Consider the following 19,154-nt stretch of genomic DNA (forward strand, 5'->3'; position numbering starts at 1 on the left):
GAGATGGGGTCGACCAGCATTCACGTCGAAGACGCGAATCAAGTGGCAGCGCTGATCCAGGAGATGCGGTCAATGGTCGGTCGCCTCAGCAAGGAGACCAGAGCACTGCGTGAGGAAGTGGCTCAGCTCAAGACTGCGACTTCGATTGCTGAGACTTCAGCTCCTCGACCTCACGCCGCAGTTCCTGATGCTCAGCGCTGAGGGCACGAAGCTCGTCACGTAGAGCAGTGAGCATCTCAGTGAGGGTGTCCCCGGTGGCTTCGGAGCCGTCGGGGCTTCCCTCCGTTTGCTCTGCCTGAGGGGACGTCTTGTCCCTGTTGCCGAGGTACCAGGCTGGCGGGGTGTAGCCCACGGAGAACTCGCCGGCGGCGTCATGGTCGGCTACGAAGCTGCCTCGCCCGTGGATCGTGTAGATCAAGCCTTCGTCGCGCAGCACGTTGAGTGCGCCCCTCGCGGTCATGTTGGCCACGCCGAAGCGTTCCTGTAGTTCGCGAATGGACGGCATCTGCTCGCCCGGCTTGATCCGGCCCTGCAAGATGTCGCGCCGGAGCTCGTCGGCAGCGTGCTGATACGGCGGCCGACGGTCCTGCTTGCTCTCTGGCGCGGGGCTCATGGCCCAAGAGTAGCGACCCTTAGCACCCCTAGCACACCCCACTGACATAGGTGGCCTACGTCAGCTGACACCTAGCTGACCACACACACTTGACAGTGCTAGGTCAGCTATGTTCAATGGTGATCAGACCCCGCCGTCTGGCGGAGCGCAACCGAAAGGAAGCAACTCCCATGGCACGCATCCGTGTTGGCCTGCTCCCCACCTCGTCGTTCATGGTCGGAACCCTGCCGGTGCCGAAGTACGCGGACCAGGAGAAGACACAGTTCGCCACCGATCGTGAGACCGGCGCGAAGCTCTACACGATCACCCTCTTCTTCATGGAGGAGGGCCGCGCCGAGGCTCTGAAGATCACCGTCCCGGAGACCGGTCTCCCTGACGGCCTCAAGCCCGGTGTCCCGGTCATGCCGGTGGAGTTGTTCGCCACCCCGTGGGCGCGAATCTTCAACGGCTCGCTCTCGGATGGCATCGCCTACCGCGCGGACCGGCTGGACCTGATGGCCCCGGCTGCTGAAGCGGCGTGAGCGGCGCGGCTCCCCGGTCCGGCGCTGAGCGCAACTACCCGTTGCCTCACGCCGGGCCGGATGCCCGGTTCACCGAATCCCTCGTGGCCTCGGTAGCGGGCGTGCTCGTCGGCTACGGCTATCCCCGTCTCGACGCCTCGGCCGACCGGACGGCCCTCGAATCGGCCCTAGCGGCCTTCCTCTACAACCCTCTGGAGCGGGACATATGAACGGTCCGAACGACCCGGCAGAAGGGGCCTTCCTCACCGGCTCCCTGGTGGTCGACCTGGCGCTGGTGGTGCTCGTCGGGTGGGCGGTGTGGTGGGTAATCCGCTACCTGCGCGCCGACGCCATGACCCGCCAGTCCATCCGGCAAGCCGTCCGCGTGCGGTGGGGCTGGAAGCGGCTCGCGCCGATGCTCAAGCTGGCGGCCACGGACAAGACTCCGACTGCGCTCGCATCGCTGGCGAACACCGACGGCAAGCCGGTCAAGCCTCGCGTCCTCATCCCGGCCCTCAAGGTCACGCATGACCCATACGGCGTGATCGCGCGGGCGAGTTGCCTGCCCGGCGTGGGCCTGCAGCAGTTCCAGAAGGCGGCCCCGCATCTGGCCGACGCCTGGAAGTGCACGCGCGTCGCGATCACGCAGGACAAGCCCGGACAGGTCGTCATTCGGGGCGTGCGGCTCGATCCGCTCAAGCTCGCCACTGAGCACCGACCCACGGGGGACGTGCCGGACGAAACGGCCCGGTGGGACTTGGGCTTGGACGAGTACGCACAGCCGGTCTCGGTAGACCTCACGCAGGTGCCCGGAGTGACCGTGGCCGGCCTTCCCGGCTTCGGCAAGACGAGCCTGATCAACCGGCTTCTCTCAGACTGGGCGCCTTCTCCCCGCGTGCAGTTCGCCTGTGCGGACGGCAAGGTGTCCGCCGCACACGAAGGTGACTATGCCGATTGGGTACAGCGCATGTTCGCCTTCGTCGGGGATGACTTGGAAGAGGCAAACAAGCTCTTCAGGGGCCTGGTGGAACTGCGGCGCCTCCGGTCGGCCTGGGTACGCAAGGCGCTCGGCGTGAAGTCCATGTGGGATGTGGGTCCGTCGGAGAACTGGCCGCTGGTCGTGCTGGTCATCGACGAAGCACACACGTACTTCCGCGACCACAAGGGCAGCGACCCGAAGACCAAGAAGCTCGCCGCTCTCGCTGCCGAGAACGCCCGACTCGTCGAGGACCTGGTCAAGAAGGGCCGCTCGGTGGGGATGCTCGTCATCCTCGCCACCCAGAAGTCCACCGGCGATGCGATCCCGACCTTCATCCGTGACGTATGCCCCGTGGGCTTGAGCTTCGCGCAGAAGACCGCTGAGGCCGCTGTCGCCGCTCTGGGGGAGGAGATCCGGGAGTGGCCCGACGCCAACCCGATCAACCTCCAGGACCCGACCTATGTCGGCGTCGCCTCGATGAACCACCAGTCGCAGCCCGGCTTCACCCGCATCCGCACCCCGTACGTCTCCGACGCCGACGCAGCCCGCATCGCCGACAGCACCGCCCACCTGACCGCCGACCCCTCCGTGCTCCTGGAAGCCATCCTGGGCCCGCGCATCTGGGACACGGAAGTCGACCTGGAGAAGCCCGACGCCGACGCCGCCTGAGCCTCGACCCACGCACCCGTCACACAGCACCGAAGGGAGGTGAATTCCTTGACAGAGGACCGCATCACTCAGCGCACCATCACCGCCGTGATGATCGTCATTGCCGTGCTGGCGTTCGTCTTCTCCTTCGGGAACGTCTGGTCTCTCGCCCTTCGCTTGGGCGTCCCCGCACCGATCGCGCCGCTCATCGCTCCAATGGTGGACCTTTCCGTGGTCGGCCTGCTGGTCGCCTTGCGCTACCTGTCCTTGCGCGGTCTGCCCGCCGAACAGATGACGGCCGCCACCCGGCTGATGCACTTTTCCGGGCTGCTGACGCTGGCCCTCAACGTCGCCGAACCCATCGCCGCCGGACACTACGGCCGGGCAGCCGTGGACGCTGTGGCTCCCCTGCTGCTGCTCGGCTGGGGCGCGGTCGGCCCGCAACTCCTGCGCGCCTTTCACACCGTCACCCGCCCCGCTGCCCCGGCTCCCGAAGCGGAAGAGACCGAACCAGAGTCCGCAACGGCCCTCACCCCCACCGCCGCACCGCTCGCAGATCTGGCACCGCCCGTCGCGCCGGGCCCAGTCCCGACCCTCATGACTCCGCGCACCGCCCCAGCTCCCGCCCCGCCAGCGCCCAAGGTGCCTGAGCCGCTGCTGACCGAAGCGCGCTCCATCGCCGCGTCCCACCACGCCGAGCACGGAGAAGCCATCACTCCGGCCCAGCTGAAGACGCGACTCGGCATCGGCCTGCCCATGGCCACTGCCCTCCACGCTGCCCTGTAGGGCTGCACCCTTCGCCGGCCTCTCCGGCTCCCCCACCCCACCCGCCCTGGGCTCACCCCGTCATGCCTGCGGGCAGCAGCCCGAGCGCACTGAATCGCTGCTGCCCGCGGGCCCCACCTTGACCCCAGAAAGGAGACCCCGCCACTCATGCGCCGCCCTCTCGACCTGCGGCACGTCGTCAGCCCCGGCCTGCGGGACCTGATCGAGCTGGCCAACACCCACGACTTCAACCGCGTTACCGAACAGGTCCGCGACCTGCGCGGCTGCACAAGCCCCGTCAACCTCCACGGCTGGACGATCACCACCGACTCGGCGACCAGGGAAGTAGTCCGCTCCTACCGTTCCGAAGACGAGCCCTCCGGACGCCTCCTCACCACCTGCGGCAACCGCCGTGCCTCCCGCTGCCCCGCCTGCTCCCGCGTCTACGCCGCCGACACCTACCACCTGATCAAGGCCGGACTGTCCGGCGGCAAGAACGTCGCCGAAACCGTCCGCGACCACCCCCGCGCCTTCGTCACCCTCACTGCCCCCTCTTTCGGTCCCGTCCACAACCGCAAGACCGACAGCACGGGCAAGACCCGCCCCTGCGGCTGCGGCAGCCACCACACCGAAGATGACCCCGCCTTGGGTACCCCGCTGCATCCGGCCACCTACGACTACACCGGCGCCGTGCTCTGGAACGCCCACGCCGGGCAGTTGTGGGGGCGCTTCACCACCTACCTGCGCCGCGCCCTGGCCGAACACCTCGGCATGACGCAGAAGGCACTGAACTCCGCTCTCCGCGTCTCCTTCGCCAAAGTCGCCGAATACCAGAAGCGCGGCCTGGTCCACTTCCACGCCGTGATCCGCTTCGTCGGACCCGACGGTCACACCACACCGCCCCCGACCTGGGCAACCTTCGACGTCCTCCAGGTCGCGGTGGGCCTGGCGGTCGAGCGGGCCCGACTCACCGTCGAGTCAGACGCCATCGGCGAACGCGTGATCAAGTGGGGCGACCGGTTCAAGGTCGACCAGATCTCCGCCCTGGGCGACGGCGAACTCACAGACGCCAAGGTCGCCGGATACGTCGCCAAGTACGCCACCAAGAACGCCGAAGGCGCGGGCACCGTAGACCGCACCCTCATGTGCCGCCCCTGCCAGGGACGCGGCTACGTACGAGGTCCCGACGGCTTCCGCGACCTGTGCGACGACTGCGAAGGCACCGGGCAGGCCGAACCCATAAGGGCTCTGCCCGTGCAACGGCACGTCCGCCAGATGATCCGCACCGCCTGGGACCTCGGGAACCTGCCGGAATTCGCCGACCTCAAGCTTTGGAAGTGGGCTCACATGCTCGGCTTCCGAGGCCACTTCTCCAGCAAGTCCCGCGCCTACTCCACCACCCTCGGCGCCCTCCGCGACGTACGCCGCGCCTGGCGCCTCGCCCAGGCCGAAGCCGCACGTGCCCGCGCCGGCCTCCCCACCACCGACGAGACCACCCTCGTCACCGCCTCGTCGTGGACCTACCTCAGCAGCGGCTACCGCCCCGGCGAGGAACTCCTCGCCGCCCAGGTCCGCCAAGACATAGCCCACACCCAACGCCTCAAGCAGGAAGGACTGCTGCCCGCATGACGACGGCCGTACTCACCGTGGACCAGGTCGCCGAGCGTCTCGGCATCAGCCGCTGGAAGGTCCACGACCTGATCCGCTCACGTGAACTCGCCTCCTTCAAGATCGGCCGCTGCCGCCGCATCAGCGAGTCCGCCATGCACGCCTACATATCCCTCCAGACCGAACAGGAAGCTGCCTGATGGCCAAGCCGATGAAGAACGCCAACAACGAAGGCACCATCTACGAGCGGAAGGACGGCCGTTGGGAGGACAGCGCCTACGTGCTGACGACTGACGGCACGTACAAGCGGCGCAGCGTCTACGGCAAGACCTGGGATGAGGCGCACGAGAAGCTGACCAGGCTCAAGGCCGACTCCCTCAACGGTCTCCCGGTCGCCACCAGCAAGGTGACGATCGTCGAGTACCTGACGTACTGGCTGACGAACATCGCCAAGAACAAGGTTCGCAAGACCACGTACGTCAACTACGAGTCGCTGGTGCGCAACTACGTCACCCCGGAGTTCGGCAAGAAGAAGCTGGTCCGGCTCACAGCTCGCGACATCCGCGCCTTCCTCGCGAAGACGGCGGTCACCTGCCAGTGCTGCGCACAGGGCAAGGACAAGAAGCGGCCGGAGCACAAGCGGCGCTGCTGCGCCCTCCGGAGGTGCTGCAAGAAGCTCCCCTCTGATCGGACAGTGCGCTTCCTGCTGGTGATCCTGCGAGCCGCCCTCCAGCACGCAGTACGTGAGGACGAGTTGCCGCGCAACGTGGCTCGGAACGTGGAGCTGAGCATGGGAACGAAGCGGGAGATAGAACCCCTCACAGCCAAGGAGGGGCGTCAGCTCCTGGCGGCGGCACGTGACAACCGGCTCTGGGCCGCGTACGAGCTGGCGGTCCGCATCGGCCTGCGTCGGGGTGAGCTGCTGGGGCTGCGCTGGTCGGACGTCGACCTTCACGAAGGCGTCCTCACGGTCCGGCAGGCCCTACAGCGGGTCGGCGGCGAGCTGCTGATCGTCGCGCCAAAGACGCAGCGTTCGGCCCGTCGCGTGGCGCTGCCATCCGAGTGCGTGACAGCGCTCCGCGCTCAGCGTGCCCAGCAGATCGCCGACCGGAAGGCGGCAGGCGCCACCTGGAAGGGGACGGGCCACGGCCTCGTCTTCACCACGAAGAACGGGACCCCCATCGAGCCGCGCAACCTCAACCGCTCCTTCGAGGCCCTGTGTGTCCGCGCCGGCGTCCGCAGGGTCCGCTTCCACGACCTGCGCCACACCTGCGCCTCGCTGCTCCATGAGAAGGGAGCCGACGCTCGCATGATCATGGAAGTCCTCGGCCACAGCTCCATCCGCGTGACCATGGACATCTACACCTTCGTACGGCTCGACTCCCAGCGGTCCGCCTTCGACCGCGTCGGGGACGCACTGAGGGGTGACGGCAACGAACCGGACGATGACGACGGCCCCGCCGGTGTCCCCATAGCCCTCTGATCGGCCCGCGATAACGGTTGCCGTCAGACACTGCCGTCAAGACCAAAGACAGAGGCCCTGTGGAGTGATCCACAGGGCCTCTGACGTGCTGTGCACTCGGCAGGATTCGAACCTGCAACCTTCTGATCCGTAGTCAGATGCTCTATCCGTTAAGCTACGAGTGCTTGTTCTGTTTTTCCGCCGTTCCTTGCCCTTCCGGGCCGCTCGCGGCGACAGGAAGAACATTACATGACTGCCGCCGCCATGTGAAATCCATTGGCCGCACCCCTTGTGAGCTGCGAAAAGGCGTCCTGAGGGGCTGGAAAACAGCGAAGCCCCGGTCGGGTGACCGGGGCTTCGTGATCTCTGGCGGAGGCGGAGGGATTTGAACCCTCGATGGGCTTTGAGGCCCAAACCGCATTAGCAGTGCGGCGCCATAGACCGGACTAGGCGACGCCTCCAGCACAGCCGCCCGCGCGAGCGCGAGTGGTGCGTGCCGATGATGACACAGACGAGCGCGGTGTCACCAATCGCCCCCCACGGTACTAGGCAGGCGGCCTGCGGGGCAAAGCCCTTGTCGCTGGTCGGCCGGGGGCGCAACGTCCCGGGGCGCGGGGCGTTAGTCAGGTCATGTTGCAGGTCTCCCGCCCCTCCGGCGGCCATCGCGCCCCCCGCCCCTCCCGTACCCGCCGGCTCGGCCGGTTCCTGGTCGTCGCCACCGGCTCGGTGGTCGCCACCGGCTCGGTGGTAGCTACCGGATCCGTCGCGGCCACTGGATCGGCCGTCGCCGTCCCCGCCGTCGCCACTCCCCTCATGTCCGCCGTACCGGCCGCCGCCCGCTCCGGGGACCACCTCACCGTCACCGTGCGGAACGCCGGGGACGGGGTGGACGGGCGGTACGAGCTGTACTGCCACCCCGGCGGCGGCGACCATCCCGACGTCTCCGGCGCCTGCGCGGCCCTCGACCGCGGGACCCGCTGGGGCAAGGACGCCTTCTCCCCCGTACCGGACGGAAGCGTGTGCACCATGCAGTACGGCGGGGCGGCCACCGCTCATGTCACCGGGACCTGGCGCGGGCGGCCCGTGGACGCGCGGTTCGACCGGGGTGACGGGTGCGAGATCGCCCGCTGGGACCGGATGGTCCCCGTGCTGCCCGACCTGCGGCGGGCCGGCCGGGTGTGAGGCGGCGGCCGGGTAAAAGTCCCGCGAAGGTCTCGCGAAGCGAGCGGGCCGTGCGGTGACGGCTCACGGAGGCGCTCATACGTTCTGGGTCACTTCGTCGTGCGACCTCCCTCTCATCCGGGGCCGCCGTCACCACCCCAGCCCTTAGACTCCCTCGCGTGACACGTCGCGGGCAGGTTGGCAAGATGGCCCGAGCGGTCGGCAAGGTGCGGTAACAGGAGGGAAGCGTCTCGTGAGCAGCAGGCCATCCCGAGGCGCTGCTCGCCTCGCAGCCATACTCGACGCGCTGCCCGATGCGTTGGTGCTGGTCAACGCCAACGGGACCGTCGTCAACGCCAACACCATCGCCCTGGAGGCCTTCGAGGCCCCGGGCACCGCGCTGGTGGGGCGCGGGCTGCTCGATCTGCTGCCGCAGTTCGACTCCAAGCTGATCCCGGGCTCCATGCGCCGGCCCGACCACATGGACCCGCGTGGGCGGACCAAGCCGACCCGGATGATGGCCCGGCGCACCGACGGCAGCGAGTTCCCCGTCGAGGTCACCTCCGCGAACCTGGAGAACGGCCAGCAGGCCTACGACGGTTACGGCTACACCAGCGACGAGCTGCTGATGCTCGTCGTCCGCGACCTGTCCGGGACCATCGACACCGAGGCCGAGCTGGCCCGCTCGCAGCGGCAGACCGAGATGATCCTGCGGGCCGCCGCCGAGGGCGTCGTGGGCACCGACACCGACGGACGGATCGTCCTGGTCAACCCGGCCGCCGCCCAGATACTGGGGTACCGGGCCAGCGACCTCGGCGGGCGCGAGCTGCACGACCTCGTCCTGCACTCCCGGCCCGACGGGACGCCGTTCCCGTACGACGAGTCCCCGCTCGCCGACACCCTGCGCTCCGGGCGCAAGCACCGGGTGCGCGGGCAGGTGCTGTTCGCCAAGAGCGGCGAGGAGGTGCCGGTCGACCTGACCACCGCTCCCGTGCGCGACGGCGACCAGCTGGTCGGCGCCGTGATGACCTTCACCGACCGGCGGCCCTACGACGCCCTCGCCGCGGAGAAGGCCGCCGCCGAGAAGCAGCACGAAGAGGAGCTGGAGCGGCTCTCCGAGGAGCACGCCTCCGAGCTGACCGCACTGCGCCAGAAGCACGTGACCGAGCTGGAGGAGCTCCAGGAGCGGCACGAGGAGGAACTCGGCGCCAACGAGGAGCGGTACGCGGCGCTGGGGGAGCGCGAGAAGGACCGTTACGAGGCCCTCGCCGGGCGGCACGAGCAGCTGCTGACGCTGCTCGCCCAGTCGCTGCGCGGGCCGCTGGACGAACTGCGCCGTGAGCTGGCGGCGCTGGCCGCGGACGACGCGGGGCAGCTGTGGCCCGAGGCCAATCAGGTGCTGCACCATCTGTCGGCCGGGTACTCCCGGATCACCACCCTCATCGACAACGTCCTCGGCTATCAGCGGCTCGACACCGGCAGCGAGGGGATCACCCGGACGAAGGTGATGCTCGACGCCGTCGTCGCCGCCGGTGTCGACGGGGCCGTCGAACTCATCGGGCCCGGCCGGGTGCAGTTCGCCGTGCACGCGCCGCCCATCGAGGCGGAGGTCGACTCCCGGATGCTCGCGACCGCGCTGGCGCATCTGGTCGCCGACGTCGCGGGCGTCGACGCGACCGGCAACGCGCCCGTGTCGGCGGGCGGCTACATGGACAACACGGTCGTCGTGGCGGCGGCGCAGCGCGGTGAGGTCGTACGGATCGAGGTGCGCGGGCCGTATCCCGGGGGAGACCCGGTGCACGAGCCGATCGTGCGCGGGATCGTGCGCGCGCACGGCGGAGTGCTCCAGACGGTCGAGGTGCCCGGGATGAGCGGCAGCGCGTTCGTGCTGGAGGTGCCGATCGGCGGCGGCGCCGGGGCGGTGCCGGGCTCCCAGGTCGCCCTGGTCGCCCCTCCGGCCGAGGCGGAGGCCGTCGAGCAGACCTCCGGTGGCGGGCGGCGGCGGGCCCGGCGGTCATCCGTGGACGCCTTCCTGGACAGTGAGGTGGCCGGGCGGCCGGGCGGCGCGGAGGGCGAGTCCGCGCCGACCGGACGGCGCAGGCGGCGGGCGGCCGAGTCGGCGCCCGTTCCGGCCCAGGCGCAGGCACCGGCCGAGGTGTCCGGAGGTACGGGGCGACGGCGCGGGCGTCCGGCCGAGATCGCCGGTGCGGACGGCGCCGGTGCGGGAGTCACCGAGGGTGCGGGAGTCACCGAGGGTGGGGACGGCGCCGGTGCGGGGGTGTCCGAGGGTGCCGTGATGACGGCTGCCGAGCATGCCGCGGGCACCGCTGCCGCGGGGACCGGTCTGGGCGGCACGGTGCCGCCGCAGGGCGTGCCCGCGCCGGGCGGGCGGCAGGCCCGGCGGGACGCGGGTGAACAGCACGCGCTGCCTCCGGCGTTGCCTGCGGTGTCCTCCGGGGTGATCCCGGCGCAGGGCGGCACCGGCACCGGCTCCCTCCCCGGCCCTGGCCCCAGCTCCCTCCCTGGTCCTGGCTCCGGCCCGGGTATGGACTCGGGCTCAGCTGAGGACGGGCAGCCGACCGGGCGCCGGCGGCGGGCGCTGGCGGCCGCGAACGAGCGTGCGGCCACGCAGGAGGCGGGCCCCCGTACGGTGTTCGCCCTGCCGCCGGCCGACGCGGACCGGGCGGAGCAGCAGGCGCCGGTCCCGGCGCAGGGTCAGGGCCCGGCGCAGGGTCAGGGCCCGGTTCCGGCCCACGGCCAAGGCCCGGTTCCGGCCCACGGCCAGACCCCGGTACCCGCCCACGGCCAAGGCCCGGTACCCGCCCACGGCCAGACCCCGGTACCCGCCCACGGCCAAGGCCAGGTACCGGGCCACGGCCAGACCCCGGTACCGGCCCACGGCCAGGTCCCCGTACCGCCCCAGCCCCCGGCCCCCCACCCCACCCCCGCATCGGCCCCCGCCACCGCCACCGACGACGGCCGTCACGATGCCGTACCGCACGACCAGGCCGACGATCACACGCCGCCGCAGCCGCATCCCACGAGCGCCCCGACCGGGCGCCGGCGGCGGGCCGTGGGGCAGCCGGTCCCGGAGGCCGGAGCTCCCGTCGCGCCCCAGTCGGCGCCCGCCCCGCACCACCCCGAGGCGCAGGCGCCCGCCGCGGTCCCGCTCCCCGCCGAGGCCGCCACCCCGGCCCAGGGCAGCCCCGCCTCCGCCCAGCCGTGGCCCGGCGCGGACGACACCTCCGGCGCCGGTACGGCCGTACCCCCGAACCCGGCCCGAGCGCAGGGGACGCCGTCCCAAAACACCCCGTTGCCCCCGGAGGCCGAGACGCGGCGCGCGGCGCAGCCGCTGCCCGCCGAGGCCGCCGCCCCCGTGGACCCGAACTCCACGCAGGGGCGGGCGATCAGTGTGCGGACCCTGGGGCAGGGCGTGCCGTTCACGCGGCAGGCGGCGCAGGTGCAGCAGCCGTCGGTGACGCCTCCCCCACATCAAGCGAACCCGCATCAAGCGAACCCGCATCAGACGAACCCGCACCAGACCAACGGTGGCGGCCGTCGGCGCAAGCTGGGCACGCGGCCCGAATCGGCGGGCGCGGCCCAGCCGGAGCAGCCGGCCCGGCCGCATCCGCAGGCCGGGCAGTCCCGGCTCGCGCAGGGCACCGAGGGCACGGGACGGTCGTACGCCATAGGGGCGCCGGACGAGAACGCCGCCGAGGGGCCCGAGCCGCTGGACGGTCCGGGCGGGGCGGTGGAGGTCGCGGACACCCCGCGCCCGCAGCCGATGGACGACGAGCTGCCCCCGGAGCCGCTGGACAATCCGCGGCGGCTGCTGGTGTGGCCGGCGCCGGACGTCACCACGCAGCAGGCGCTGAGCGACCGCGGCTACCGGCCCGTCATCGTGCACTCGCGCGAAGAGGTGGACGCGCAGATCGCGGCGTTCCCGGCCGCGCTGTTCGTGGATCCGCTGACCGGTCCGATCACCCGTACCGCCCTGCAGTCCCTGCGGCAGGCGGCGGTGGCCGCCGAGGTGCCGGTGATGGTGACGGCGGGTCTCGGGCAGGCCTCGCGGGAGGCGGCGTACGGCGCCGACCCCGCCGTCCTGCTGAAGGCGCTGGCGCCCCGGGACAGCGAGCAGCATCCGCCGCGGGTGCTGCTGATCGAGGAGCACGCCGAGATCGCGCTGGCGCTGACCGCGACGCTGGAGCGGCGCGGGATGCAGGTGGCGCGGGCCGCGAGCGATCTGGACGCGGTGACGCTGGCGGGGCAGTTCCGGCCGAACCTGGTCGTGATGGACCTGATGCAGGTGCACCGCCGCCAGGCCGGTTCCACCGGGATCATCGACTGGCTGCGGGCGAACGGCCAGCTCAACCGCACCCCGCTGGTCGTCTACACGGCCGCCGTCGACCCCGCCGACCTGCCGCGGCTCGCGTCGGGCGAGACGGTGCTGTTCCTCGCGGAGCGGTCGACGAGCCCCGAGGTGCAGAGCCGGATCGTGGACCTGCTGGCGCGGATCGGCACCAACTAGCCGACGTACGCACGAAAGAGCCCCCGGCCGTTGCCGGGGGCTCTCTTCGATCGCGGGTCAGATCCGGGTCACGTCCAGCGTGCCCTCGGCGTACTGCCTGCGCAGCACCTTCTTGTCGAACTTGCCGACGCTCGTCTTCGGCACCGTCTCGATGACCGTCCAGCGCTCCGGGAGCTGCCACTTGGCGATCCCGGCCTGGTCGGCGAGGAAGGTGCGCAGGGCGGCGAAGTCGGCCGTCGAGCCCTCCTTCAGGACCACCGTGGCCAGCGGGCGCTCGCCCCACTTGTCGTCGGGGACCGCCACCACGGCCGCCTCGGCGACGTCGGGGTGGGACATCAGGGCGTTCTCCAGCTCCACCGACGAGATCCACTCGCCGCCGGACTTGATGACGTCCTTCGCCCGGTCGGTCAGGGTCAGGAAGCCGTCCGGGCTGATCGTGCCGACGTCACCCGTCTTCAGCCAGCCGTCCTCGCTGAACTTGTCGGCGGGGCGCAGGGGTTCGGCGGCGGGGCCGTTGTAGTACGCGCCGGCGATCCACGGGCCGCGCACCTCCAGCTCGCCCGCCGACTCGCCGTCCCAGGGCAGGCGCTCGCCGCCCGGGCCGGTGAGGCGGGCCTCCACCGAGGCGGGGAAGCGGCCCTGGGTGAGGCGGTAGCCGAACTCGTCGTCCGTGCCCACCGCGTGGGCCGGGGGACGGGCGATCGTGCCGAGCGGGGAGGTCTCCGTCATGCCCCAGGCGTGGCAGACCCGCATGCCGAGCTCGTCGAAGGCCTTCATGAGCGAGGGCGGACAGGCCGAGCCGCCGATGGTGACCTGACCGAGGGAGGACACATCACGCGGCTTCGCCGTCAGCTCGCCGAGCAGGCCCTGCCAGATGGTGGGCACCGCCGCCGCGTGCGTGGGCTTCTCGCGCTCGATCATCTCCGCCAGCGGGGCCGGCTGAAGGAAGCGGTCCGGCATCAGCAGGTTGACGCCGGTCATGAAGGTGGCGTGCGGCAGGCCCCAGGCGTTGACGTGGAACTGCGGGACCACCACCAGGGAGGTGTCCTGGTCGGTCAGGCCCATCGACTGGGTCATGTTGACCTGCATCGAGTGCAGGTAGACCGAACGGTGGCTGTACACCACGCCCTTGGGGTCCCCGGTGGTGCCGGAGGTGTAGCACATGGCCGCCGCCGCACGCTCGTCCAGCTCGGGCCAGTCGTACGCGGTCGGCTTGCCGGCGATCAGGTCCTCGTACTCGTGCACCCGCACCGACGCGTCCGCGAGCAGCCCGCGGTCGCCGGGACCCGAGATCACCACGTGCTCGACCGTCTTCAGGTGCGGCAGCAGCGGGGCGAGCAGCGGCAGCAGGGAGCCGTTGGCGATCACCACCCGGTCGGCGGCGTGGTCGACGATCCAGACCAGCTGCTCCGGGGGGAGGCGGAGGTTGAGGGTGTGCAGCACCGCGCCCATGGAGGGAATCGCGAAGTACGCCTCGACGTGCTCGGCGTTGTTCCACATCAGGGTCGCGACCCGCTCGTCGGCCGCCACGCCCAGGTCGTCCCGGAGCGCGTGCGCCAGCTGGGCCGCGCGGGTGCCGATCTCGGCGAAGGAGCGGCGGTGCGGTTCGGCCTCGCCGGTCCAGGTGATCACCTGTGATGTGCCGTGGATCGTCGACCCGTGGGCCAGGATCCTGGAGATCAGCAGCGGTACGTCCTGCATGGTGCTCAGCACGGTGGTCCTCCCGGGGCGGCATTGCCTACGCGGTGGCAAGGGTTGCGGAGATTCTGCGCGCATACCGCGTGGTATGTCACTAGGGGAGGGTGATCGATCACGTCACGTTGCGCTCACCAAAGGATGACGCTAACGCGACGGAGCCAGTTCGGGGTCCTCGCGCAGCTTGCCGAGCGCCCGGGACACCGCCGACTTCACCGTGCCGACCGACACCCCGAGCACCTCGGCCGTCTGCGCCTCGCTGAGGTCCTCGTAGTACCGGAGGACGACCATCGCCCGCTGCCGGGCCGGCAGCTTCATGATCGCCCGCCACATCGCGTCGTGCAGCGCCTGCTGCTCGGCCGGGTCGGAGCCGCTCGGGCAGGGCTCGGGCTCGGGCAGCTCGTCGGTCGCGAACTCGTCCACCTTTCTCTTGCGCCACTGCGAGGTGCGGGTGTTCACCAGCGCGCGGCGCACATAGCCGTCGAGCGCGCGATGGTCCTCGATGCGCTCCCAGGCGACGTACGTCTTGGTGAGCGCGGTCTGCAGCAGATCCTCCGCGTCGCACGGGTTCGCGGTCAGCGACCTGGCGGTCCGCAGCAGCACCGGCTGGCGGGCCCGCACGTACGACGAGAACGACGGGTACGGAAGGCTCTGCGCTCTGGGTGCGGCGGCGTCCGAAGCGCGTGTGCAGACGGGAGTGGTCATGGCTCCACGCTAGGAGCGGGCACCAGGTCCGCTCATCGGCCGGAGGTCCCGAAGCAGAGTCCGCCTCAGGTTGTAGGGGTGGGGTCAGCTCCACCTCCTGAGGGTGGACGAGAAGGCGAGGGCTACTACGGGATGACCCCCAGGGGACCTTTCGTGGGACCGTCCTCCCGCCGCCGTCCGTCATCCGTCCGCCGTCAGCACCAGGCCCGACGTCGGCACCCCCGTCCCCGCCGTCACCAGCACCCGGGCCGCCCCGGGGACCTGGTTCACCGAAGTACCCCGGATCTGGCGTACGCCCTCCGCGATGCCGTTCATCCCATGGAGGTACCCCTCGCCGAGCTGACCGCCGTGGGTGTTGAGCGGCAGCCTTTCCTCCGCCACGAAGTGCGCCGCCTCGCCGCGGCCGCAGAAGCCGTACTCCTCCAGCTGCATGAGCACGAACGGGGTGAAGTGGTCGTAGAGGATCCCCACGTCGATGTCGGCGGGGGCCAGTCCCGTCCTGCGCCACAGCTGCCGGGCCACGACCCCCGACTCGGCCAGGCCGGTGAGGTCGCCGGTGTGGAAGCCGGTCATCTGCTCCTGGCCCCGGGCGGCGCCCTGCGCGGCCGCGGCGACCACCGCCGGCGGGTGGGGGAGGTCGCGGGCGCGTTCCCGCGAGGTGACGACGATCGCCTGACCGCCGTCCGTCTCCTGGCAGCAGTCCAGCAGGCGCAGCGGTTCGGCGATCCAGCGGGAGGACGCGTGGTCGGCGAGGGTGATGGGGCGGCCGTGGAACCAGGCGGCCGGGTTGGTCGCCGCGTACCGGCGGGCCAGGACGGCGACGGGGCCGAAGGCGGCCTCGGGGGTCAGGCCGTAGGTGTGCAGATAGCGCTGGGCCGCCATCGCCACCCAGGACGCCGGGGTGAGCAGGCCGAACGGCAGCGCCCAGCCCAGCGCGGCGCCCTCCGCCGACGGCTCGCGCCGCTGCACCCCGGAGCCGAAGCGGCGGCCCGAGCGCTCGTTGAAGGCGCGGTAGCAGACGACCACCTCGGCCACCCCGGCCGTCACCGCGAGCGCGGCCTGCTGGACGGTCGCGCAGGCCGCGCCGCCGCCGTAGTGGACGCGGGAGAAGAAGGACAGCTCGCCCATGCCCGCCGCCTGGGCCACGGTGATCTCCGGGCTGGTGTCCATGGTGAAGGTGACCAGCCCGTCCACGTCGCCGGGGGTCAGCCCCGCGTCGTCCAGCGCCGCCCGCACCGCCTCCACGGTCAGCCGCAGCTCACTGCGCCCGGAGTCCTTGGAGAACTCCGTCGCCCCGATCCCGGCGATCGCCGCGCTCACGGCGCACCCGTGAGCGTGACGGTGGCCGTGCCGGTCACATGGGCGCCGAGGCTGTTCGTCCCGACGACGCGCACGGTCGCCGTGTCGCCGTCGACCTCCTCGATACTGCCGGTCAACACCATGGTGTCACCAGGGTGGTTGGGGACGCCGAGCCGGATGGAGAGCTTGCGCAGGACGGCCGCGGGACCGAAGTGGTCGGTGAGGTAGCGGCCGACCAGGCCGTTGGTGGTGAGGATGTTCATGAAGATGTCCGGGGAGCCCTTCTGCCGGGCGAGTTCCGGGTCGTGGTGGACGTCCTGGTAGTCGCGCGAGGCGATGGCTCCGGCGACGATCAGGGTGCGGGTGACGGGGACGGTCAGCGGCGGCAGCTCCTCACCGGTCCTCATGCGGCCACCCGCCACACCGGGAGGGTCAGTTCATCGTCGTACGCCTGGAACTCGACCCGCACCGGCAGCCCGATCCGCACCTTGTCGTACGGCACCCCGGCCACGTTCCCGAGCATCCGCACGCCCTCCGGCAGCTCGATCAGGGCGACGGCGTACGGCGGGTCGAAGGCCGGGAAGGGCGGGTGGTGCATGACGACGTACGAGTACACCGTCCCCTCGCCGCTCGCCTCCACGATGTCCCAGCCGAGGCCGCCGCAGGCGTTGCAGCCGGGCAGCCAGGGGTGGCGCGGGGTGCCGCAGGCGGTGCAGCGCTGGAGGAGGAGGCGGTGCTGCCGTACGCCCTCCCAGAAGCCTGCGTTGTCGCGGTTGACGACCGGGCGGGGGCGCGGGGGTCTGGCGGCCTGCCGTGCCGCGGGGGCGTACTTGAGGATGCGGAAGCGGTGGGTGCCGACCAGGTCGGGGCCGACCCGGACGTCGGTGCGGGTGGTGACGAAGTGGCCGGTGCCGAGCTTGGTGGTCTTGCGGTCCGAGACGGCCTCGATGACGGTGTCGAAGGTGATCTCGTCGCCGGGGCGCAGGGGGCGCAGGTACTCCTGCTGGCAGTCGGTGGCGACGACCGAGGTGCAGCCCGCCGCGTCGAGCAGACCGAGCAGGTCGTCGTACGCCGCCGAACGGCCCGTATGGCCGGGGAGGCCGCCCATCGTCCAGGCCTGGAGCATGGTGGGCGGGGCGATGGCGGCGGGGCCGGTGTACGCCGGGTTCGTGTCGCCCAGGGCCTCGCACCAGTGGCGGATCATGGGCAGGTTGACGGGGTCCTTGCCGGTGGCCCGGGTGGCGGCGGGCCGCCCCTCGAAGGCCTTGAGCCGCTCGGTCAGGTCTTCTTCGATACGCACGACTCCCTCCCCTCTCGCGATTTCTGACTGTCCGTCGGATCTGACAGTCAGTCAAGACCACAGGGGACAGGCACAAACGCCTGCGCGGCGATGCCGTAGCACCGCCGCGCAGACGTGTCACACCCCATGGAGCACACCACTCGGGAGACTTGGACCGGCGCCGTGAGCGCGGATCCTCAGCTCACCACCACAGCGGGGTGAAGTTGACGGCCACGTTGCTGTTTCCCTGGTTGACGGCCGTGAACGCGGAACCGTCGACCTGGGCGGTGTTGCTCTGGTTCGAGGCGCCGGAGCCGATCGCCTGCTGCTGGGTCGTGGAGGAGTTGCCGTTGTTCTCGCCGCCCACACCACTGCCGAGGATGCCCTGCCAGGCGTTCGTGACGGCCGCGCTCGATCCGTCGTCCGCGATGGCGCCGTTGTCCGCCGACGCGGCACCGGCGAAGAGGGCGGCGGCGAGCGGCAGGGCGGAGACGGCGGCGATGACGCGGGCGGTACGGATGCTTGCCATGTTGTTCCTCCAGAACGTGAAGTACGGCTGCCGCCAAGGCAGTTGGCCGACCGGCTTGGCGTGGTGATCGACGTCGCGAATCCAGAGTTGCCCACCGAATCCCCGGCGAACCACCCCTTACGGCGCGATTCGCCCTCAAGCGTGATGACAAGTCGATAAACCCCCTTGCCTACCCGTAAGGCCCGGATCAGGGCAGTGGGGGCAGCTCGAACCAAGTGCCGCAAGAGGGGAAGCGTTCCGGCACATTGCCGACGACATCCGGTCTCCCGGGCGCGTCGAGCCGGGACCCTCTTCCCTTTTTCGAACGTGCGTACGAACATGGATCCATGGCCACCACCGACCGGCAGGCCACGACGCTGGCCCTCGCACACGCCCTGTCAGCCGCGGAGCGCGGACTGGCCGTCATCCCCCTGTCCCGGACGAAACTCCCGGCCCTGCGCTCCCCCCACCGCGACGACCCCCTGGCCGCGCCGTGCCACGGCGAATGCGGCCGCTACGGCCACGGTGTCTACGACGCCTCGACGGACGCCGCACGGATCCGCGACCTGTTCGCCGCCGCGCCCTGGGCGACCGGCTACGGCATCGCGTGCGGCCTGCCGCCGCACCACCTGATCGGCATCGACCTCGACACCAAGTCGGGCACGGACTCCTCCGCCGCCCTGCGCGAACTGGCCCTGCGCCACCTGTTCACCATCCCCGACACCGTGGTCGTCCTGACCCCGAGCGGCGGGCGCCACCTCTGGCTCAGCGGCCCCGCGGACGTCGTCGTCCCCAACTCCGCCGGCCGCCTGGCCCCCGGCATCGACATCCGCGGCGCCGGCGGCTACCTCGTCGGCCCCGGCTCCCGCACGGAACACGGCGTCTACGGCACGGCGCCGGGCACCGCCCACCTGGCCCCCGCGGCCTGCCCGCCCTCTCTGCTGCGCCTGCTGCTCCCACCGCCCCGCGCACCGCAGAGCCCGGTGCCGGTGTCGGCGGGCGACCACGGCCGGGGCCTGGTCCAGTTCGTCCTGGCCGCACACGAGGGGCAGCGCAACACCCGCCTCTTCTGGGCAGCCTGCCGCGCCTACGAGGACGGCATCGGCCCCGCCCTGGTCGCCCCCCTGATCGAGGCGGCCCTGGACACGGGCCTGACGGAACGAGAGGCCCGCGCGACGATCGCCTCGGCGGCCCGGCTGACGGAACACCGGCCGTGAGCCGGTGCGCACGCGAGAGGGGCCGCCGATGTCTCGACGGCCCCTCTCAGCGGTATCACCTGCGGAGGCGGTGGGATTTGAACCCACGGTGACATCGCTGCCACGACGGTTTTCAAGAGCGCTCCCGTAGCGCAACTATGCGGGCGTTGACCTGCGCCGATAGCCAAACTTGCATCCCACTCCGCTC

At 71.1% G+C, this 19,154-nt stretch carries 17 protein-coding genes and 2 tRNA genes; 10 read left to right on the forward strand and 9 right to left on the reverse strand.

Annotated features, from left to right (window positions below):
• Positions 1 to 127: 127 nt before the first annotated feature.
• The gene (locus ACWD11_RS26260) at positions 128 to 613 is read right to left on the reverse strand and encodes a GntR family transcriptional regulator (protein ID WP_451285881.1); all 486 of its coding nucleotides are present in this window, start codon (positions 611 to 613) and stop codon (positions 128 to 130) included.
• Positions 614 to 783: 170 nt separating this feature from the next.
• On the opposite strand from ACWD11_RS26260, the gene ACWD11_RS26265 reads away from it, so the two are divergent.
• From ACWD11_RS26265 to ACWD11_RS26295, 7 genes are all read left to right on the forward strand, one after another.
• Entirely contained in the window at positions 784 to 1,134 is a 351-nt protein-coding gene (locus tag ACWD11_RS26265; protein WP_031104037.1) for an SCO3933 family regulatory protein, read from the forward strand.
• Positions 1,135 to 1,217: 83 nt separating this feature from the next.
• Positions 1,218 to 1,343 carry a hypothetical protein gene (locus ACWD11_RS26270; RefSeq protein WP_451285883.1) on the forward strand — a complete coding sequence of 42 codons (126 nt, stop codon included), beginning with the start codon at positions 1,218 to 1,220 and terminating at the stop codon, positions 1,341 to 1,343.
• Positions 1,340 to 2,761 (forward strand): FtsK/SpoIIIE domain-containing protein, encoded by a 1,422-nt coding sequence (locus ACWD11_RS26275; RefSeq protein WP_451285885.1) that lies wholly within the window; start codon positions 1,340 to 1,342, stop codon positions 2,759 to 2,761. The genes ACWD11_RS26270 and ACWD11_RS26275 overlap by 4 nt, the downstream gene beginning before the upstream one ends.
• A 48-nt stretch (positions 2,762 to 2,809) precedes the next feature.
• The gene (locus ACWD11_RS26280) at positions 2,810 to 3,526 is read left to right on the forward strand and encodes a DUF2637 domain-containing protein (RefSeq protein WP_451285887.1); all 717 of its coding nucleotides are present in this window, start codon (positions 2,810 to 2,812) and stop codon (positions 3,524 to 3,526) included.
• Positions 3,527 to 3,673: 147 nt separating this feature from the next.
• Entirely contained in the window at positions 3,674 to 5,134 is a 1,461-nt protein-coding gene (locus ACWD11_RS26285; RefSeq protein WP_451285889.1) for a replication initiator, read from the forward strand.
• Positions 5,131 to 5,313 carry a helix-turn-helix domain-containing protein gene (locus ACWD11_RS26290; RefSeq protein ID WP_451285890.1) on the forward strand — a complete coding sequence of 61 codons (183 nt, stop codon included), beginning with the start codon at positions 5,131 to 5,133 and terminating at the stop codon, positions 5,311 to 5,313. The genes ACWD11_RS26285 and ACWD11_RS26290 overlap by 4 nt, the downstream gene beginning before the upstream one ends.
• Positions 5,313 to 6,596 carry a site-specific integrase gene (locus ACWD11_RS26295; RefSeq protein ID WP_451285892.1) on the forward strand — a complete coding sequence of 428 codons (1,284 nt, stop codon included), beginning with the start codon at positions 5,313 to 5,315 and terminating at the stop codon, positions 6,594 to 6,596. Before ACWD11_RS26290 ends, ACWD11_RS26295 begins: the two co-directional genes overlap by 1 nt.
• 91 nt (positions 6,597 to 6,687) lie before the next feature.
• Here the strand turns inward: ACWD11_RS26295 and ACWD11_RS26300 are convergent.
• Positions 6,688 to 6,760: transfer RNA gene (locus ACWD11_RS26300), tRNA-Arg, on the reverse strand.
• A 182-nt stretch (positions 6,761 to 6,942) separates the two neighbouring features.
• A tRNA-Ser gene (locus ACWD11_RS26305) sits at positions 6,943 to 7,036 on the reverse strand.
• Positions 7,037 to 7,205: 169 nt separating this feature from the next.
• Here ACWD11_RS26305 and ACWD11_RS26310 point away from each other — a divergent pair.
• The gene (locus tag ACWD11_RS26310; protein ID WP_451285894.1) at positions 7,206 to 7,757 is read left to right on the forward strand and encodes an SSI family serine proteinase inhibitor; all 552 of its coding nucleotides are present in this window, start codon (positions 7,206 to 7,208) and stop codon (positions 7,755 to 7,757) included.
• 232 nt (positions 7,758 to 7,989) lie between these two features.
• Positions 7,990 to 12,264, forward strand: a complete 4,275-nt coding sequence (locus tag ACWD11_RS26315; RefSeq protein WP_451285896.1) for a PAS domain-containing protein — start codon at positions 7,990 to 7,992, stop codon at positions 12,262 to 12,264.
• A gap of 57 nt (positions 12,265 to 12,321) precedes the next feature.
• On the opposite strand, the gene ACWD11_RS26320 is transcribed toward ACWD11_RS26315, so the two are convergent.
• The 6 genes from ACWD11_RS26320 to ACWD11_RS26345 all read right to left on the reverse strand — a co-directional run bounded on the left by ACWD11_RS26320 (position 12,322) and on the right by ACWD11_RS26345 (position 17,771).
• Positions 12,322 to 13,977 (reverse strand): long-chain fatty acid--CoA ligase, encoded by a 1,656-nt coding sequence (locus ACWD11_RS26320; protein WP_451285898.1) that lies wholly within the window; start codon positions 13,975 to 13,977, stop codon positions 12,322 to 12,324.
• A gap of 129 nt (positions 13,978 to 14,106) precedes the next feature.
• Positions 14,107 to 14,664, reverse strand: a complete 558-nt coding sequence (locus ACWD11_RS26325; RefSeq protein ID WP_389416531.1) for a SigE family RNA polymerase sigma factor — start codon at positions 14,662 to 14,664, stop codon at positions 14,107 to 14,109.
• A gap of 180 nt (positions 14,665 to 14,844) precedes the next feature.
• Entirely contained in the window at positions 14,845 to 15,984 is a 1,140-nt protein-coding gene (locus ACWD11_RS26330) for a lipid-transfer protein (RefSeq protein WP_451285900.1), read from the reverse strand.
• On the reverse strand, positions 15,981 to 16,370 hold the full coding sequence (locus ACWD11_RS26335; RefSeq protein ID WP_451285902.1) for a MaoC family dehydratase: 390 nt from the start codon (positions 16,368 to 16,370) through the stop codon (positions 15,981 to 15,983). Before ACWD11_RS26335 ends, ACWD11_RS26330 begins: the two co-directional genes overlap by 4 nt.
• Positions 16,367 to 17,263: a bifunctional MaoC family dehydratase N-terminal/OB-fold nucleic acid binding domain-containing protein gene (locus ACWD11_RS26340; RefSeq protein ID WP_451285904.1), complete on the reverse strand. Its 897-nt coding sequence runs from the start codon at positions 17,261 to 17,263 to the stop codon at positions 16,367 to 16,369. The genes ACWD11_RS26335 and ACWD11_RS26340 overlap by 4 nt, the downstream gene beginning before the upstream one ends.
• A 181-nt stretch (positions 17,264 to 17,444) precedes the next feature.
• The gene (locus ACWD11_RS26345; protein ID WP_389416535.1) at positions 17,445 to 17,771 is read right to left on the reverse strand and encodes a hypothetical protein; all 327 of its coding nucleotides are present in this window, start codon (positions 17,769 to 17,771) and stop codon (positions 17,445 to 17,447) included.
• A 326-nt stretch (positions 17,772 to 18,097) separates the two neighbouring features.
• On the opposite strand from ACWD11_RS26345, the gene ACWD11_RS26350 reads away from it, so the two are divergent.
• A complete protein-coding gene (locus ACWD11_RS26350) occupies positions 18,098 to 18,967 on the forward strand; it encodes a bifunctional DNA primase/polymerase (RefSeq protein ID WP_389416536.1) in 870 nt (289 codons plus the stop codon).
• Positions 18,968 to 19,154: the final 187 nt, after the last annotated feature.

The sequence above is a fragment of the Streptomyces sp. NPDC002776 genome, assembly GCF_053592195.1.

What these genes read in the sequence shown, in the direction of transcription:
- ACWD11_RS26260 (WP_451285881.1), bottom strand. Translation starts at nt 613, where the DNA reads ATGAGCCCCGCGCCAGAGAGCAAGCAGGACCGTCGGCCGCCGTATCAG.
- ACWD11_RS26265 (WP_031104037.1), top strand. Translation starts at nt 784, where the DNA reads ATGGCACGCATCCGTGTTGGCCTGCTCCCCACCTCGTCGTTCATGGTC.
- ACWD11_RS26275 (WP_451285885.1), top strand. Translation starts at nt 1,340, where the DNA reads ATGAACGGTCCGAACGACCCGGCAGAAGGGGCCTTCCTCACCGGCTCC.
- ACWD11_RS26285 (WP_451285889.1), top strand. Translation starts at nt 3,674, where the DNA reads ATGCGCCGCCCTCTCGACCTGCGGCACGTCGTCAGCCCCGGCCTGCGG.
- ACWD11_RS26290 (WP_451285890.1), top strand. Translation starts at nt 5,131, where the DNA reads ATGACGACGGCCGTACTCACCGTGGACCAGGTCGCCGAGCGTCTCGGC.
- ACWD11_RS26295 (WP_451285892.1), top strand. Translation starts at nt 5,313, where the DNA reads ATGGCCAAGCCGATGAAGAACGCCAACAACGAAGGCACCATCTACGAG.
- ACWD11_RS26310 (WP_451285894.1), top strand. Translation starts at nt 7,206, where the DNA reads ATGTTGCAGGTCTCCCGCCCCTCCGGCGGCCATCGCGCCCCCCGCCCC.
- ACWD11_RS26325 (WP_389416531.1), bottom strand. Translation starts at nt 14,664, where the DNA reads ATGACCACTCCCGTCTGCACACGCGCTTCGGACGCCGCCGCACCCAGA.
- ACWD11_RS26335 (WP_451285902.1), bottom strand. Translation starts at nt 16,370, where the DNA reads ATGAGGACCGGTGAGGAGCTGCCGCCGCTGACCGTCCCCGTCACCCGC.
- ACWD11_RS26345 (WP_389416535.1), bottom strand. Translation starts at nt 17,771, where the DNA reads ATGGCAAGCATCCGTACCGCCCGCGTCATCGCCGCCGTCTCCGCCCTG.
- ACWD11_RS26350 (WP_389416536.1), top strand. Translation starts at nt 18,098, where the DNA reads ATGGCCACCACCGACCGGCAGGCCACGACGCTGGCCCTCGCACACGCC.